20 protein-coding genes are annotated in these 16,197 nt (G+C 45.7%); 9 read left to right on the top strand and 11 right to left on the bottom strand.

Going from position 1 to position 16,197, the window contains the following annotated elements; all coding sequences use genetic code 11:
- Positions 1-80: 80 nt before the first annotated feature.
- A complete protein-coding gene (locus ACYUBO_RS05905) occupies positions 81-1,508 on the top strand; it encodes an IS1634 family transposase (RefSeq protein ID WP_460373064.1) in 1,428 nt (475 codons plus the stop codon).
- A 146-nt stretch (positions 1,509-1,654) separates the two neighbouring features.
- Here the strand turns inward: ACYUBO_RS05905 and ACYUBO_RS05900 are convergent, their stop codons facing one another.
- The 4 genes from ACYUBO_RS05900 to ACYUBO_RS05885 all read right to left on the bottom strand — a co-directional run bounded on the left by ACYUBO_RS05900 (position 1,655) and on the right by ACYUBO_RS05885 (position 5,305).
- A complete protein-coding gene (locus ACYUBO_RS05900; protein ID WP_278100039.1) occupies positions 1,655-1,996 on the bottom strand; it encodes a YnfA family protein in 342 nt (113 codons plus the stop codon).
- A gap of 204 nt (positions 1,997-2,200) precedes the next feature.
- The gene (locus ACYUBO_RS05895; protein WP_460373062.1) at positions 2,201-2,353 is read right to left on the bottom strand and encodes a hypothetical protein; all 153 of its coding nucleotides are present in this window, start codon (positions 2,351-2,353) and stop codon (positions 2,201-2,203) included.
- Positions 2,354-2,373: 20 nt separating this feature from the next.
- Positions 2,374-3,219 (bottom strand): DUF63 family protein, encoded by an 846-nt coding sequence (locus ACYUBO_RS05890; RefSeq protein WP_278100038.1) that lies wholly within the window; start codon positions 3,217-3,219, stop codon positions 2,374-2,376.
- A gap of 178 nt (positions 3,220-3,397) precedes the next feature.
- Entirely contained in the window at positions 3,398-5,305 is a 1,908-nt protein-coding gene (locus ACYUBO_RS05885) for a heavy metal translocating P-type ATPase (protein ID WP_278100037.1), read from the bottom strand.
- 94 nt (positions 5,306-5,399) lie between these two features.
- Here ACYUBO_RS05885 and ACYUBO_RS05880 point away from each other — a divergent pair, with 94 nt between their 5' ends.
- Positions 5,400-5,735, top strand: a complete 336-nt coding sequence (locus ACYUBO_RS05880; RefSeq protein WP_278100036.1) for a winged helix-turn-helix transcriptional regulator — start codon at positions 5,400-5,402, stop codon at positions 5,733-5,735.
- 22 nt (positions 5,736-5,757) lie between these two features.
- Here ACYUBO_RS05880 and ACYUBO_RS05875 read toward each other — a convergent pair whose 3' ends face one another.
- From ACYUBO_RS05875 to artA, 3 genes are all read right to left on the bottom strand, one after another.
- Positions 5,758-5,982, bottom strand: a complete 225-nt coding sequence (locus tag ACYUBO_RS05875) for a hypothetical protein (protein ID WP_278100035.1) — start codon at positions 5,980-5,982, stop codon at positions 5,758-5,760.
- Positions 5,983-6,058: 76 nt separating this feature from the next.
- Positions 6,059-6,814, bottom strand: a complete 756-nt coding sequence (locus tag ACYUBO_RS05870; protein ID WP_278100034.1) for a heparan-alpha-glucosaminide N-acetyltransferase — start codon at positions 6,812-6,814, stop codon at positions 6,059-6,061.
- A 2-nt stretch (positions 6,815-6,816) separates the two neighbouring features.
- Positions 6,817-7,656: an archaeosortase A gene (gene artA, locus ACYUBO_RS05865; RefSeq protein WP_278100033.1), complete on the bottom strand. Its 840-nt coding sequence runs from the start codon at positions 7,654-7,656 to the stop codon at positions 6,817-6,819.
- 171 nt (positions 7,657-7,827) lie between these two features.
- Here artA and ACYUBO_RS05860 point away from each other — a divergent pair, with 171 nt between their 5' ends.
- Positions 7,828-8,232: a winged helix-turn-helix transcriptional regulator gene (locus tag ACYUBO_RS05860; RefSeq protein WP_278100032.1), complete on the top strand. Its 405-nt coding sequence runs from the start codon at positions 7,828-7,830 to the stop codon at positions 8,230-8,232.
- Between the two features lie 272 nt (positions 8,233-8,504).
- Here the strand turns inward: ACYUBO_RS05860 and ACYUBO_RS05855 are convergent, their stop codons facing one another.
- A complete protein-coding gene (locus ACYUBO_RS05855; protein ID WP_460373058.1) occupies positions 8,505-9,170 on the bottom strand; it encodes a winged helix-turn-helix domain-containing protein in 666 nt (221 codons plus the stop codon).
- 192 nt (positions 9,171-9,362) lie between these two features.
- On the opposite strand from ACYUBO_RS05855, the gene ACYUBO_RS05850 reads away from it, so the two are divergent.
- A complete protein-coding gene (locus ACYUBO_RS05850; RefSeq protein ID WP_460373057.1) occupies positions 9,363-9,560 on the top strand; it encodes a hypothetical protein in 198 nt (65 codons plus the stop codon).
- Positions 9,557-9,814, top strand: a complete 258-nt coding sequence (locus ACYUBO_RS05845) for an MTH865 family protein (RefSeq protein ID WP_460373055.1) — start codon at positions 9,557-9,559, stop codon at positions 9,812-9,814. The genes ACYUBO_RS05850 and ACYUBO_RS05845 overlap by 4 nt, the downstream gene beginning before the upstream one ends.
- 301 nt (positions 9,815-10,115) lie before the next feature.
- On the opposite strand, the gene ACYUBO_RS05840 is transcribed toward ACYUBO_RS05845, so the two are convergent.
- Entirely contained in the window at positions 10,116-10,475 is a 360-nt protein-coding gene (locus tag ACYUBO_RS05840) for a winged helix-turn-helix transcriptional regulator (protein ID WP_460373053.1), read from the bottom strand.
- Between the two features lie 85 nt (positions 10,476-10,560).
- On the opposite strand from ACYUBO_RS05840, the gene hcp reads away from it, so the two are divergent.
- The 3 genes from hcp to ACYUBO_RS05825 are packed head-to-tail and all read left to right on the top strand — an operon-like array spanning position 10,561 to position 12,830.
- Positions 10,561-12,174 (top strand): hydroxylamine reductase, encoded by a 1,614-nt coding sequence (hcp, locus tag ACYUBO_RS05835; RefSeq protein WP_460373052.1) that lies wholly within the window; start codon positions 10,561-10,563, stop codon positions 12,172-12,174.
- Between the two features lie 15 nt (positions 12,175-12,189).
- The gene (locus ACYUBO_RS05830; protein WP_422656650.1) at positions 12,190-12,561 is read left to right on the top strand and encodes a cupin domain-containing protein; all 372 of its coding nucleotides are present in this window, start codon (positions 12,190-12,192) and stop codon (positions 12,559-12,561) included.
- 2 nt (positions 12,562-12,563) lie between these two features.
- Positions 12,564-12,830 carry an NAC family transcription factor gene (locus tag ACYUBO_RS05825; RefSeq protein ID WP_460373050.1) on the top strand — a complete coding sequence of 89 codons (267 nt, stop codon included), beginning with the start codon at positions 12,564-12,566 and terminating at the stop codon, positions 12,828-12,830.
- Positions 12,831-13,095: 265 nt separating this feature from the next.
- On the opposite strand, the gene ACYUBO_RS05820 is transcribed toward ACYUBO_RS05825, so the two are convergent.
- Positions 13,096-13,305 carry a type II toxin-antitoxin system HicB family antitoxin gene (locus tag ACYUBO_RS05820; protein ID WP_460373603.1) on the bottom strand — a complete coding sequence of 70 codons (210 nt, stop codon included), beginning with the start codon at positions 13,303-13,305 and terminating at the stop codon, positions 13,096-13,098.
- On the bottom strand, positions 13,305-13,394 hold the full coding sequence (locus tag ACYUBO_RS05815; protein WP_460373602.1) for a type II toxin-antitoxin system HicA family toxin: 90 nt from the start codon (positions 13,392-13,394) through the stop codon (positions 13,305-13,307). The genes ACYUBO_RS05820 and ACYUBO_RS05815 overlap by 1 nt, the downstream gene beginning before the upstream one ends.
- Positions 13,395-13,880: 486 nt before the next feature.
- Here ACYUBO_RS05815 and ACYUBO_RS05810 point away from each other — a divergent pair, with 486 nt between their 5' ends.
- Positions 13,881-15,608 (top strand): TIGR03768 family metallophosphoesterase, encoded by a 1,728-nt coding sequence (locus tag ACYUBO_RS05810; RefSeq protein ID WP_460373049.1) that lies wholly within the window; start codon positions 13,881-13,883, stop codon positions 15,606-15,608.
- Positions 15,609-16,197: the final 589 nt, after the last annotated feature.

Below are 16,197 nucleotides of genomic sequence, written 5' to 3'. Positions count from 1 at the left end.
TTGGTCGTTATTTTTCTTAGAGCCCAACTTTGACAGTTGAAAAGAAATAAGTTGTTCTTAGTCTTGTTTGAATTGATCAAATGCAAAAAGAACTAAGAACCTATGAAGTTGAGCCGAATCAAAATATATCCTTTCCTATCGGAACTCTTTTCCTTGTTAACAGGCTGTATGAAATTCTAAATTTCACCGATATTTTTGGGAAACACAAGAAGAATGGAATAGATATCAATAAATTACTCAAAGCTCTCGTCAGCTACAAACTAACGGATAACTTCAGCATAACACGATCTCATGAATGGATGAGCAGACCGGAAGTATGTGATATTTTTGGCCTTGAATCATTCAGTGAAAGAACTCTGTATCGGGTTCTTGAAATCATCGGAACCAACCGAGAGGAAATAATTTCTGACATCCAGGATGTTCTTTTTGAGAGGTATGAATTTGAACACACCAATATCAACATGGACTGGACCAGTATTGTGCTCCACGGCAATGAAGCTAAACTGGGAAAGTATGGCTACAGCCGTGATCACAGACCGGATAAAAAGCAAATCACGTTGGGTGTGAGTGAACTGGCCGACCCGGTAAATATTCCAATTGGCCTCACAATCGAACCCGGAAATCTCAATGATCAGACCCACTTCAAAAAAACATATCGTCAATTGAGCGGCAGGCTCAGAGAAGGTTCCCTGGTAATCTTCGATAAAGGAGCGAACAGTGTTGCCAATACTGCAATGATTCGAGCAGACAATTTGCAATACATGACGGCAAAGAAACTGAACAAAAGCGATGATACGATCATTGCAAAATTCGAAGAATATCATCCAGAAGTAATCGATGCAGAAACAGGCATTTTAGGTATTAAAATTGAAAAACCAAACAGTATCAATTATTTCTTCTTCTCAAAAAAGCTGCAAAAAGAGCAACTGGAATCCAGAGCCAGAAAAGTGGTTAGACAGATAAAAGAAGCAAAAGAGATTCAGGAAAGCATTGACAAAAATAAAGCCCTTCCAAAGCGCTTTCGGATTAACAATCTACTTATAGATGTGGACTACTCCATCCAGACAAAACTGGTTGAACTCACGGAAGATGATGCAGTAAAGCTTCTTGAAGAGAAGTTTATCAACGGCAGAGAGGGATTTTTCTGCCTGAAATCAAGTAAGAATTTGACACTTTCTGAAGCTCTTTTGACATACCGGAAAAAGGATTCAATTGAAAAAATCTTCCACTCTCTAAAAAATGAAATCGAGATAAAACCACTGCGGGTATGGACAGATAACAGCATTTACGGAGCGATTATCATAGGGTTTATTGCACAATTATTCATCTCGCTGGTACGATTTGAAATTCCAGAGCTGAAGCACACATCGACAAAATTCATCAAAAAATCGTTATCGGATTTGACAGTTACCGTTGATTCATGGATGCGAAAGACAAAAACCTACATCCACTCGAATTTTGATGCCATAAACATGATGATTTTAGGCCATAAATGGGAAATTTCATGATTTAATGGGGGAAAATCTGCTAACTGTCAAATAGATTATCCAGATAAAAAAATGAAAATTTTGATTGCTGTAGTGGATAGTCTTCTCGGGTGATTGAACTCTAACTGTCAAACTTGGGTTAGAGGATTTCTGAGGGACCTGAAGAATTATGGTGCAATCGTTGCTGCTCTTGGCCAGTACATAATAATAAATACACCTGCCAGTGCGACAGTTGCGCCGATGATATCAAACCTGTCCGGCACCACATGATCGATTTGCCAGCCCCAGAGCAGGGCAAGGACAATGAAAAATCCCCCATAGGCGGCATACACTCTCCCGAAATTTTCCGTTTGCAGGGTTGGGATGATCCCGTACAGGACCAAAATGACCGCCCCGAGAACAGCATACTCAATACCCTTTCCCTCCCTTAGCCAGAGCCATATGCCATATCCGCCGCCGATCTCACACAGGGCGGCGAAGATGAAGAGAATAATTGACTGAAAAACCATATACAGGTACAGATTTAGAGGGAGAAAATAATTACTCCCCGAAAAACCGGGGAATCTGGTCATTTGCCGGTATTATCTGCCGTATCTGCGGAATACATCGCATGGCGGATTTTTTTTTAATTGATGCTTAACCGATCGGGCTGTTGCCATAATCCGTGAATACCCGCAGAATAATAATAACCGGGTGATGGTCTACCAGGCAGATCACAGGGAGTGCTTCCGGCGTGTAAAAAAACGCCGGATGAAGGGAAGATGCCCCATCTTCCCCCGAAGCATCCGAGACGGCAATGCAGCATGGAGGGGCATGCTAAGGGATGCGATTACTGCTCCTGCCAGCGAATTTCTCTGTTCTGCCATATATTTTGCACCTCACGGGGTTATACGAAGAGTACCATCCTGACCATGTTCCGCACCCCCGGTGCAAATCCTACGATTATCATGGCAAGCAGGATCAGGTGCCATAAGACTGGGTTGCCCTCTTTGCGGTATTGCTGGAGAATGTAAATCGCAGGGAACAGGACTGCCAGTTTTAAGAGGAACATCGAGAATGCCGTTCCAGTCCATGCGACCAGGGCACCCCCGACAACGTGCGCTTCGGTGTATGTCATGGAGTGGAGGTCGATCCCATAGCTCGTGGCGCTTGCATCCAAAAGCTGCCCGAAGATGAGCACGCAGTAGATCGGATCGCTCACATATTCCCATTTGAGCACGTACCGCATGAATCCCCAGACGGCGGCAGAGGTGACAATGGCCAGACTCATGATAATGAGTATGACGCTCACCATGACCTGCGAATAAGTAAGCCCCCACCATATCAGAAATGCTGCGGATATCGTGCAGGCGAGTGTTCCGATCCCGGCATACCCTATATGATAGGATGAGATTAATCCGGCACGCTCAAGGGTTCGCGACAGCAGGAGTGCCGCGATGGTGAAGAAGAATATGACAAAATAAATCAGCGGCGTGATCAGGAGGAAATGAATATCGGATGTGATAAAACCGGTGTCCTCCACAACCCGCAGAAGTCCCCCGAGGACAATGAACGGGATGGTAGCAAGGATAAATTTCCTATCCACCGCAATTCCTGTAGTGTTCAGCCACCGATAGATGAGGTACACCGAAATGATGAGTATTATTGCATAGGTAAGAGTGTCCACTATAGTGTACGGCTGTCCGTACCGGATGGGATCGATGTAATATTTCATAATGAATTCGCGAATCATGGTTTAAGCTCCTGGTCTGCCGGCAGGAACCGGCAGGGGGTAAGATTAGGCCCCTGAACAATTCACAATTGTTATTTTTCATGATATACAGTCTTTGTTATCCGGGATTTTTGCCGGCAGGCATTTTTTTTGCTGAATGCATATATAATAAAAAAATGAAAATTGCGGGTGGTAAATATTACCGCTTCGCAACCCGGAGGCCGTTGCCTACCGCGAGCAGTTCAGACGCCTCGTGGAATATCACCGCAAGGGTCACCCCGAGAACCCCGAGCAGGGCACCAGGGATAAGGATGGCGAGCACGGCAACCGAGAAGACGATGTTCTGGTTTGATACTGACAGGGCTTTTTGACCGAATGCGATGGCCTCCGGAACTTTGGAAAGGTCGTCAGCCATGAGTGCCACATCGGCCGCCTCGATTGCCGCATCGGTGCCTATAGTCCCCATTGCCATACCGACCGTGGCTCTGGCAAGGGCCGGAGCATCGTTGATGCCGTCGCCGATCATGACGACCGTCCCGTACGTCTCTTTAAGAGAGATGATTGCAGCGGTTTTGTCCTCCGGTTTCAGGTCTGCACGGATGTCGTCGATTCCGAGGTCCGCTGCTACTGCTTTTGCCGTAACCCCGTTGTCGCCGGTCAGCATGACGGTTGCAACACCCATAGTGTGGAGTTCATCGATCATGGCCTTTGCATTAGGCCTGACCTGGTCCCGTACGGCAATGATGCCGATGACGTTCTCCTGCGTTCCTACGAATATTACTGTCTTTCCTTCAGCACGGAATTTTTCGGTTGTACGCTGTGTTTCTGCATCCATTGCTGTACCGGTGAAATACTCCGGTCTTCCGGCAAACCATGGCGTCCCGTCAATGATTGCTGTAGCGGCCTGGCCGGGAAGGGCGCTTTCGCCCACCGCCCCATGCGCTTTGATGCCTTCAGTCTCTGCCCGCTTTATAATTGCCCAGGCGATCGGGTGATCGGAGTAGCGCTCGACCGTGTATGCGATCCGGAGGACCTCAGGTTCATCTCCATTCAGCGCGATGATATCGGTCACTGCCGGAGTTCCGGTCGTAAGCGTCCCGGTTTTGTCAAATGCGACCGCCTTTGTCTTCCCAAGGTTCTCCAGGTGGATGCCGCCCCTGATGAGAATGCCGCGTTTTCCGGCAGATCCGATACCTGCCGCAACCGCGACCGGTGTGGACATCACCAGTGCGCAGGGCGCAGCCGCAATAAGGAGTACAACACCACGGATTGCAAGCTCGTTGAACGGTATGCCGAATAACGGCGGGACAACGATAAGAATGAGGGATACAAAGAGGATCGCCGGGGTATACTTCCGCCCGAACTTCTCGATGAAGGTCTGCATCTTTCCCTTCTGCTCCTGCGCCTCCTCGACCATGTGGATCATCTTCATAAGGGTATTGTCCTTAAACGTCGCGGTTGCCCGTACCTCAAGGGCGCCATCGACATTCAGGGTTGCAGCAAAGACTTTCATGCCCTCCTGCTTCTCTGCGGGTATCGATTCACCGGTGACAGCCGCCTCATTGATACTGGACCGACCTTTTACAATGATGCCATCTGTGGGGATGCCGGCGCCGGGTTTGACCAGGAATATGTCCCCAACCTGGAGCTGATCAGCCAAAACCACCTCTTCTGTCCCGTTTCGGATCCGAACTGCCTCCTTCGGCGCAAGGTCCAGCAGTTTCCGAATCGATGAGCGTGTCCGTGCGTACGTGATATGCTCCACGCCTTCGGCTGCGGCGTACAGGATGACCAGCGTTGCGGCTTCGTCCCAGAGCCCGAGTATAATTGCCCCAAGCGTTGCGGCGATCATCAGCATCTCGATGTCGATCGCGTGCTCGTGGATCAGGTCTTCTAATCCTTCTCTCACCCAGTGATACGCACCGATAGGAATAGCGATGAGGAAAAACAGGTTCTCGTACAGACCCGTGATAATTCCCAGGTGGCCGAGTATCATTCCGGTTCCGGCAATCACTCCGGCAATCAGCGCATTACGGAGCGGAGGAAAACCGTACCATTTCCCCTCATAACCTCCTTCTTCATCTTTATGTGAACATGCATGACCCATGTTATCCTCCCCTGTTTATTGGTAATTTCATAATACATAGTATTTATTTAATAGCTGATAAAAAAATAAGTAATGTACCAGTTAGGTAGTATCCATGAAGAAACCTCCAGCTGTAAATGATAATATCTGTTTCTGCCCGCTGTCCGGGATCCTCGATATCATAGCGAAGAAATGGGCACTACTGATAGTTGCTATTCTTGGTAACGAAGGTGAGAAGGGATTTAATGAACTCAAAAGAGATCTCGGCTCTATCAGCCCGAAACCACTCTCCGATACCCTGAAGAATCTTGAACGAATCGGGCTTGTGAGCAAGAAAGTTCTGGAAACCTCGCCGCCGACCGTGAATTACTCGCTCACTCCCGATGCTGGTCTGGGTCTCAGAACGGGGCGGGCAGGATATGCAGGGCTGTCCAATACGGGCGAGAAATAATTCTCCTGAAACAGGGGAAACGTCAAAGGGATATTAAGTAAGAAATTACTTTTTCAGCTCTCCACTTATCATCTGGAACTGCCCGCTTGTGCTCTCCCTTTTTGCATACCTCTCCTTTCAGGATATCTATCGAAGTCTTCCCTTTCGTGATTTTATTCCCACTGCTTTCCCGGAGAATGACATACAGTATCAGTTCCAGGATCCCAATCATCGGGACGATTACCAGTATCCACCACAGAAATGCCATTCATACCGCGTTTGTTTCAATCTTGTATCTGGCTCTCCTTTTTCGCTTCCTTTTTTTTGAATACAGGACCCCCCGGTCAAACCGGGACCTTTCCCGTGAAAACCAGCAGGAGAAGAATAATAATTGGCTGGTGCACCAGGTAGATCACCAGAGAGTGTTTTCCGGCAAATTCCAGTACCGAACTCCATCCCGGCAACGAAAACGGTAGAGAAAACCTTCGCATACCGTCCGGGTACAAGAGGGAACCCACGCCCATACCTATTAACACCACGCCGAACCAGGGAAAGAGCGGTGTATAATCAACAGACCAGAATGGTGCCGGATGGATCCCGAGCGGGAGCAGCCAGGCAGGTCCGGTAATATTCCCGATCGCGAGTCCGATCAGGATACAGATTCCTCCCGTCAGCAGGTTGGATGCACCGAACCGGTAAAAAAATGGTGCCAGGATGATCGAGATCCCAATGAGGTGCAGGATGCCGAAGATGACATATCCTTCACCAAGATACCACCAGGTTCCCAGCGTGACCAGGATACCGAGTGCAAAGATCCCCGCACCCCGGTACAAGAACTTTCGGTACAATTGCCAGCCGGATATCATGTCAGCGGTCCGGGCATAGCTCAGGGAGAACGACACACCCACAATCAAAAGGAATAACGATGCCGTTGACAGTCCGAAATACCGCCAGAACCCGCTGCTGGTACTGACCGGGAAGATACCAAAATACCCGAGATCAAAGACGAGATGAAAAATCACCATCATCAGGATCGCGATGCCGCGGACACCATCGATTTCCAGGTACCGCGATCCCTGATCCCGTATCCCGTCAGACATTCTTATTCAGGTCCGCTCCTTTGCTCTCCCCCGTATCGGATTAATGCCCGGGCTTCGTTGAGGTAAAGATTCACCAGTTCCCGGGTGAAATCAGCAAGTCCCGGGATAATCCTGAAAAGAGCCAGGGTTATAGCGATAAGAACTCCCAGCGACAGGACCTCAGCAAAGACGTTATGCGCCCAGAAGAAACTCCCATAACCTGCCCCGAACTCGGTAGTGCCGGTCGGGTCGGGGATGAAAGCAAACCACTGTTCCGACCATGCAATGATCACGCCCGCAACCCGGAGGAGGTTGAGGATATAGATGGTGGGAACTACGAGGAGGAATGCGTACACCCTCTGTCTGATCGAGAGATCCCGGTAACCTGCCGCGACCCCGAGCAGGATTGCAATTGCGGTGATCCCGGTGCAGGCAAGGATGATCTCAGTTGAAAACCCGTTTCGCGTGATGATGTTCCATCCTTCAATCTGTGCATCCCGGCCAAAGATATGAAGCAGCCAGACAATCTGCTGGACGACGATCGAGATAAGTGCATCCCGGAACAGGGGGATGAACGCAAACGGGACATAGATGAGTGTGCCGACAGCAGCCGCATTTGACAGTTGCATCAGGATCGGACTGTCAGCGAGAAGCTCCCGGATGGTGATTGCGAGAAACGGTACCGACAGGACTGCTATTGCCAGGTACAGATAATTATCCAGCGTGATATACCCGGGAACTTCGATCAGGAGATTGACTGCGATGAGCGTCCAGCCGGCGATGGCAGCATACTTTTTCCCACGCCTTGCTACGAGGAAAATGATGAACGCGATAAATGCCAGGAGGATCAGAATTTCTGTCATGCTATTATCCAGGTATTCTTTACGGGAACTGGGTTATCCGGGCCTGACTGGTGTATTTTTGAACATGCATGACCCATGTTATCCTCCCCTGTTTATTGGTAATTTCATAATACATAGTATTTATTTAATAGCTGATAAAAAAATAAGTAATATACAGGTTATGTAGTATCCATGAAGAAATCCCTATCTGTAAATGATAAATTCTGTTTCTGCCCGCTGTCCGGGGTCCTCGATATCATAGCGAAGAAATGGGCACTTTTGATAGTTGCTATCCTTGGTAACGAAGGTGAGAAGGGATTTAATGAACTCAAAAGAGAACTCGGTTCTATCAGTCCAAAGCCACTCTCGGATACCCTGAAAAGTCTTGAACGAATCGGGCTTGTGAGCAAGAAAGTTCTGGAAACTTCGCCGCCGGCCGTGAAGTACTCGCTCACTCCCGATGGCAGGGAATTGCGGAAGCATCTGATCCCGATGCTGATCTGGGTCTCAGAACGGGGTGGGCAGGATATGCCGGGCTGTCCGATACGGGCGCGAAATAATTCCCCTGAAACAGGGGAAACTTCAAAGGGTAATTAAACCGGCGTTTACACGGAGAAATGACAAAATATTACTGATTACGGGATAAGAGCAACAAAAGATTATTGTTGCCAAATGTCCTTTTGCGCCATATACTGATTAACTAAATAACCTGACACATCACCCGCACTTATTGATATCACTTCAAATCAGCTAAATAACTGAAATATCTATTTTTTGCTATTTTTTTGGAAAAATATTTAGGAAATAAGAGAGTGCAATTTATTAATATTACAGACTATTCGATGTTTTCCTTTGGAATGCAGGGGCTGTCAAATATTTTCAAGTTGTCTGGACAATTCAAAAATTGAATTCATCGTTTTGTAACCTTTTTTTGTGATCATATAATCTCCCCGCTCGTGCCTCTGAAAGATCATTTCCGAATCGGCCAGTTTTTTTATGTGAAAGAGGAGGTTTCCGCCACGGAGTCCTGTTATATGTGAGATCTCCGAGAATGTTCTCGTCTGAGTGGTAAGTGATTTTAGGATCTGGAACCTCTGGATGTTTGCAAGAGGTTCGAGGACCTCTTTGACAGCTTTTGCATCATCGATATCCCGGGTCTCATCTTCATCTTTGACCTTGCTATATATTCCAAGCGATTCCATCAGGTCAACCTGCTTTTCAAACAGACGACTGACCTCCGAAAAGCAGGTGTCGCATTTATCCGAAGGCCCTTTGCTTCTGAGGTTCTTCAGTTCGTCCCGGTATGAATTTACTATCTCTTCGGAGACATTTCCGTCTTCTATGTGCCTGGAAGTGTTTCTGAGAAAATCCAAAAATACCCCGTAGCATTTCTCCCGCATAGCACAGTCGTTAACCATGTGTGCAAAAAGATCGCTTCCGGCGGTCTTCATCTGCTGTTCTCTGAACAGATCTGCATAGTCAGCTTTCAGCTCATTAAGTATCGAATCGATATGCTGACGGCCGGAGGTTGTCATGAACCTCCTGAGTTCCGTCCTGAGTTCGGATATCTCGTCCTTCAGTTCGCTGATACCGGGCGGGCCATCCTGTGTTGTCTCCATGATATCTTTACCGACATTATATTTTCAGGTTATTTTTATTCAGGATTCAGGTCATTATTCTGTATCTCGATCCTCTTGTATATTTTTATGACGCTCAAATATATATTTATGACTGTCATAGTAGTTCTGGTGACAAAAATGCCGAAATGGAATTACACAGGAAAAGACGTATCAAAGGAGAAAGCCGAAGAGTCGCTGAAGACTATAAAGAGTGCATGCTTTGGATGTGATGTCCACAGGTCAGACTGTTCAATCGCAAAAGCGGCCGGTGATATCTCAGCTATGATTGAGGAGGAAAGACTATGACTGAAGAGAAAGAACTTTCAGTAAAGGATCAGATCCATGCCCAGATCACCGGTGCTCTCGCCGGTGCAAAGTTCCCGATTCCAACACCTGAAGACCTTATCACTGCGTTTCCAAACGGAGCGGATACAACGTGCTGTGTCGGTGACCTGAAGATGGCCGCAGGGGAAGCCGGGAAGCTGCTAAAACCTGCTGATTTCCCGTTTAAAAGTGCAAAAGATGTCGCGGATGTCGTTGTCACAAGAGCCGGGCTCTGATTTATCTACCCGTCCCCGCTTTTTTTATATGTTTTAAAATTACCAAGGGATTATAAAACTAAAACGTGCTAAATTCTTAAGAGTCTTTTAGTCGCTCTTATCTTTGAGGATTTGTATTAAGCTGATATTTTTTTTTTTATAGAAGGGCTAAAAAATAAGTTTCTCTGGAGCATGATTGAGAGATTAATGGAGGAGCATTGTTGAAAAGGAAAGTTACTTTAAAACATCGCAGGTGAAATTACTATTATTCAGTCTCCAAAATACTGTTCTCAAATGATAATAGTTTAAGGTTACCAGGAATTCATAGAATGCACTCACGGCAGTCCTGATCTCCGCAGGCAACATTTTCTATCTTCCATTTAAGCGCCCATTTTTTTATATCAGAAATTATGCCGATTATCTCAACACCGCTCTCTGTTAAGGAATATTCGGTCTTAACGGGAAATGATGTTGAATCAACCTGCCGGTTAATGATATTCTCATCCTCAAGCTCCTTTAAACGTTCGGAGAGTAGTTTTGATGTTATTCCGGGGATTGATTCCTTTAATTCAGAAAATCTCCGGGTGTAATTTTCTCCCTTGTAGAGTTCAAGAACGATGAGAAGTGTCCATTTCTTCGTAAGATAGCGGACGGTCTGATATACTGTGCATGACTGATCCATGGTATAGTTTTTGAAACGTTTTGATATTTATACCAAAGTATTCTATACATACATTGTATCAAAAAGATATTGAGGTGAACAAAATATGTTCTGTTATCAGTGCGAAGAAACGCTAAACGGAAAAGGATGTACGAAAAAGGGTATCTGTGGAAAGGACGAAGAGACTGCGAATTTAATCGATCTTCTGATATATCTGTGCAAAGGAATATCGGTCAGAAATGTCCCGGCAATGGAGAATGGCGCCGGAAACCCTGATGCGGGAAAATTCATTATGGACTCGCTTTTTACGACCCTTACAAATGTCAATTTCGATAAAGACCGTTACTATCAGCTTATCAGTGAGGCTATTGCAATCAGGGACTCAATACCAAAAGCTGCCGGTGCTGAACATGACGCCTGCATATGGAAGCCAAAAGATAAATCCGAAGTCGAAGAAAAGGCAAAACTGGTCGGAGTCTTATTAACAGAAAACGAGGATGTGAGATCCCTTCGCGAACTTTTAGTCTACGGGCTTAAGGGAGTCTCCGCTTACTATCATCATGCGGCAATACTTGGGTTTACCGATGATGAAATCCCTGCATTCGTCCAGAAAGGTCTTGCATCAACTCTTAAAGATCTGAGCGTAGATGAGATGACCGGACTTGTTTTGGAGTGCGGCGGAGTAGGGGTTAAGACTCTTGAACTTCTTGACAGGGCACATACAACCACATTTGGAAAACCTGAGATTACAACTGTAAAGACTACCGTCAGGGATCGCCCGGGAATTCTAATAACCGGACATGATCTATTAGACCTGAAGATGCTTCTTGAGCAGACAAAAGGAACGGGAGTTGATGTCTATACTCACGGAGAGATGCTTCCGGCGCACGGCTACCCGGCATTTAAGGGAATTGAAAACCTTGTCGGAAACTACGGACGTTCGTGGTGGCACCAGAAGGAAGAGTTCGAATCGTTCAACGGTCCGGTTCTGATAACGACAAACTGTATTGTTCCGCCAAAGGACTCATACAAAGACCGCATATATACAACAAGTGTTGTGGGATATCCCGGATTAAAGCACATAAAAGCTGATGAGAAAGGGCACAAGGATTTCTCGGCATTAATTGAGCAGGCGAAGAAGTGCAGCCCTCCTGAAGCTGTGGGAAACGAAAGCGACCTGATAACAGGCTGTGCACATGACGCTGTTTTAGCTCTTGCAGGCCCTGTTACAGATGCAATCAAAAACGGTGCAATCAGACGGTTCATCGTTATGGCCGGCTGTGACGGAAGGCACAGGGAGCGTGAGTATTATACAGAGTTTGCAAAAGCCCTCCCCGAAGATACTGTAATACTAACGGCTGGTTGTGCGAAATACCGCTACAACAGCTTAGGTCTTGGAGATATCGGGGGAATCCCGCGTGTTCTTGATGCAGGCCAGTGTAATGACAGCTACTCGCTTGTTGTAATCGCAAAAGCACTTGCGGAAGCATTCGGCGTTGACATAAACGAGCTTCCGGTATCATACAATATCGCATGGTACGAGCAGAAAGCGGTTCTTGTCCTTCTTGCCCTCTTAAATCTCGGAATCAAAAATATCACTATCGGACCTGTTCTTCCGGCATTTGTCTCGCCGGCGGTTCTTGACGTTCTGGTGAAGAATTTCGGCCTTGGAAAGAACAGCACGGTTGAAGAAGATCTTAAAAAGATGGTTCCCCAATAATTTTTTAGAGTGATTATGGCAGAGTTCAGTGAAGCAATGAAGGGTGCCGGAAGGAAGGACAAACGTGCCGGTCTTTTGGGAGAGGTCCTGAATTTAAAGGAGCTTTTGCAGTACCAGGACGGAACTGTTGCAAGCAGGATGATAGTCAGCAACAAATCCGGAAGCATAACTCTTTTTTCATTTGACGAAGACGAAGGTCTCTCGGAGCATACTGCACCGTTTGATGCGGTTGTGACTATTCTCGACGGCGAATGCGAAGTCTGGGTTGCCGGAGAGACCCATATGATGAAGGAGGGCGATACGATAATATTCCCGGCGAACGTGCCCCATGCCTTATCGGCAGTGACAAAGTTTAAGATGATGCTTACAATGATCAAAGAGGCTTAGGGATGTCATCAGAAGACGGAGACTATTGTTCTATCTGCGGCGGAATTCCGCCTGATAAGATAACCACAAAAAAGATCCTAATTGACGGGAAGGCAACAGGTATAGAAAACCTTGATTTCATCCTGGAGAATGTCAGGGAGTTGAACCTGACAAACGATAAGGAGATTGTAAGAGAGATAATGGTGAGGGTTAAGAAATTTAATTATGTTCCGACAAAGAAGGAGAATCTCTATGCGGATGCTCTTTTGAAGGAATATCTGAAAGTATAGAATGATTTTTCTGCGACTATTCTGCCCTCTTGGCGGTTCGTTTTTGCCTGCTGGGTAATTGGAAATTTTATCTGGATTTTAGAGGGTGCATTCACAGAAAATATCTATATGTTTGTAATGTTTGGGTTCTACTGGATAACGGCGATATTCGGGTTTTATAATTCGGCAAAGGAATGAAGAGACAGCCAAAAAAATAGTATGAATTATCCTGACAATTTTAGATGAAACACTATTTCATGAATGTTTTCATCCAAATTTGAAGAAATTAAACCAGAACCCAGGACGCAGAAGATTTACCTTCGGGGATCGGAAGACGGTCTTCCTTTAAACCTTCAATATGAAATGCAATCGCCTCGTGCATATTCTTCTCCGCCTCTAAACAGGTTTTTCCTGTCGCAACACATCCGGGTATATCCGGGGAATATGCGGAATAGTTCAAATCCGCCTTCTCAACAATAATCAGAAACCTAAACATCATCTCCTCTCCTTAATTCCTGCCTGCTTTAATATACTGTTCAATGTTCCCGGCGCAAGCGAATCGTTCATACTGCCCGGAACCGTTATTCTCCCGGCAGTTTTGGCTTATCTAAAAGAGCAGGTAAATAATGATTAATACATGTAAAAGTCCGTTCCTCTACAATGCCAAAAGGCTCTCTCAAATAAAAATTCCATCTATATGAACAAATATTAATCAAATTCATATTAACGGGTTTTTTTATTTAAATGATTTTAAATATTTTGGTTTGTTCAGATTTGCCCTTAATAATATGAGATAATGAAAAAAAATTCTTATCAAAAGACTTATCCCGAATATTTTTAAAAAATGATATATCTATTTTTTAATTTTAGAATCCGTTTTAAAGAATTATCCCACATTTATAATAATCAAACTTTCACCCGCAACACCTCCTTCCCAAAAAGCAAAAAACCAACCATTTTTCTCATGATTATCACACTTCCAGATCCAATAATTAAGTGCACCCGTCATCCTCCGGAATCGGGGTGCTCTTCAGTAAATAACATTAACATCGCCCATATCCAAAGCTAAATATGCACCATTTCAAAGCAGGTGCCGTAACGGCTCTGCTTATTGTAATCTTCATCGCTGCAGCAGGATGTACTTCTCCTGAAATCCAGCCTCCGGATGATGGCGGACCGGATTATCCGATAGACTTGGTTGTTATGACAACATATGACAGAACCGTTCTTCCCGTCCCCGTCCCATCAACATCGCCTGCTCTGGGTCCGGAACAGATTGCAAACTTTTCAGAGTACGGGTATGGAGTCTGGGAGTTTGGCGAAGGGCTGGATTATGAGAAGAGACTGGATCTCATGCCGGATGGATACACCCCTGCATCAGATAACAGTACAGAGAAACTTTTAACCTTCTTTGCCATGACCGATCTTCATCTTACCGACGAAGAGTCTCCTGCTCAGGCGATCTATTACGGCTATAAAGGAAGTATCTATTCAGGATACACTCCGGCAATGCTTTATACAACCCATACCTTTGACGCAGCAGTTCAGACCGCAAACGCCCTTCATAAAGAAAATCCATATGACTTCGGCATATTCCTTGGCGATGCAATAAACTGCGGCCAGTACAACGAACTGCAATGGTATATCGATGTTCTTGACGGCAGGACAGTCATACCCGACTCCGGTGAGATGGATGATCCCATCCCCGGCCCTCTCAATGATTACCAGGATGAATACCGTGCAGCAGGGCTTGATGAATCTATCAGCTGGTATCAGGTTCTCGGCAATCACGATCACTTCTGGATGGGCATGTTCCCTCCGGATGATCATGTAAAAAGTATGATGACCGGCTCTGAAGTGCTTGAATTAGGTAATATCTTCTTCGACCCTCTCCGCCTCAAAAGCCGTGGCTTCTATATGGGAGCAGTCGATGGCCGGACACCATATGGTGATATTATCGGTGCAGGGCCTGTTGCCCTCTTCCCTGACGGCCCTCCGAAAGTCCCGGCCGATCTAAACCGCAGTTTCCTCTCGAGAACAGAGTGGATAGATGAATTTTTCAACTCCTCTTCAGACCCACAAGGGCATGGATTCAGCCAGTCCGCCAGAACAACGGGATTTGCCTGCTATTCATTCGAACCGCGATCAGATATTCCGATAAAGGTTATTGTGCTTGATGATACCCAAAGAGACGATGACCCAAGTGAAAAAAGCTCAGGATTAGGTTCTATTGATAATGAACGTTACGACTGGCTTGTACAGGAACTTGAGGATGGTCAGGCTGAAGGAAAACTGATGATAATCGCAGCACACATCCCGATAGTCATCAATCATGATCCGGCTTTTCCCTGTTCGATCATGGAATGGAGTCAGTATGCGGCCGTATCTGATGTTGATCTGATAGCAAAACTTCAGACCTATCCAAATCTTTTGGCATGGATATCGGGGCATCGCCATCAAAATACCGTGATACCGGTAAAATCTTTGGATTCTTCCCGTCCGGAACTCGGTTTCTGGCAGGTTGAAACCGCATCACTGCGGGAGTTTCCTCAGCAGTTCCGAAACTTCGAGTTCGTCTGCAACAGCGACAATACTCTCTCAATCTTTGTGACCAATGTAGATCCGGCAGTCAGAGACGAAACGCCTGCTGCAAAGGGGCGTTCGTATGCTATCGCAGCCTGGCAGATTTTTAATTATCCAATTGAGATGATGCCTGGCGGTGCCTATAATGCAGAACTTCTCGTTCAACTGACCCCGGAGATGCAGGAGAAACTTCAAAAGACAGAAAAAGATCTGTAGGCAGGCGAAAATACTTCTGTCGGGTTCGATCGACCGGTGAGCCATGATGGCAGACCGCAAACCGGCCACCCTTTTTCTTTTTTATATAGAGCTAATTCCTGCGCAATACAATGAATCTGAGTGATGTGGCAAACTTGGGTTTTCAACAAGCAAAGAAGTAAAATTTTAAAAAACTAAATTAATAACCTGTATTGTGAGCAGCACACTGGAATCCTGGTATGATTATTTTAGTACCGGTGAGCCAAAACATTTCTTTGCCCTCATGCAAACTTTGCAGTCCGGCAATGAAAACTAAATCCACCTTTTTAAAAACATAACGGGAACATAGAACATACGGATGCCTGACAAACAATCTTTAAAAGTGCCGGAAATCATTCAGACTGAATGTTACTGTTCAAAAATATCCTTCTTATAACGTTAATATATTCAATATGAGTTACCGCATAAAAGTATTGAATATTTAGAAAACAATTTTATTCAGATGTCTATTTGGGACCAGTGTGAAATTTTTGTGCGGTCATTTCTTTTTGCTAAAGAATAAACAGCTATCGCATGGCCTAAAAGAAATAAAAATTTTAAAAAATTTGGG

This window comes from Methanocalculus sp. MC3, assembly GCF_054767395.1.
Note: the sequence above shows the minus strand (reverse complement) of the source record. Positions and strands in the feature narration are given on the sequence as shown.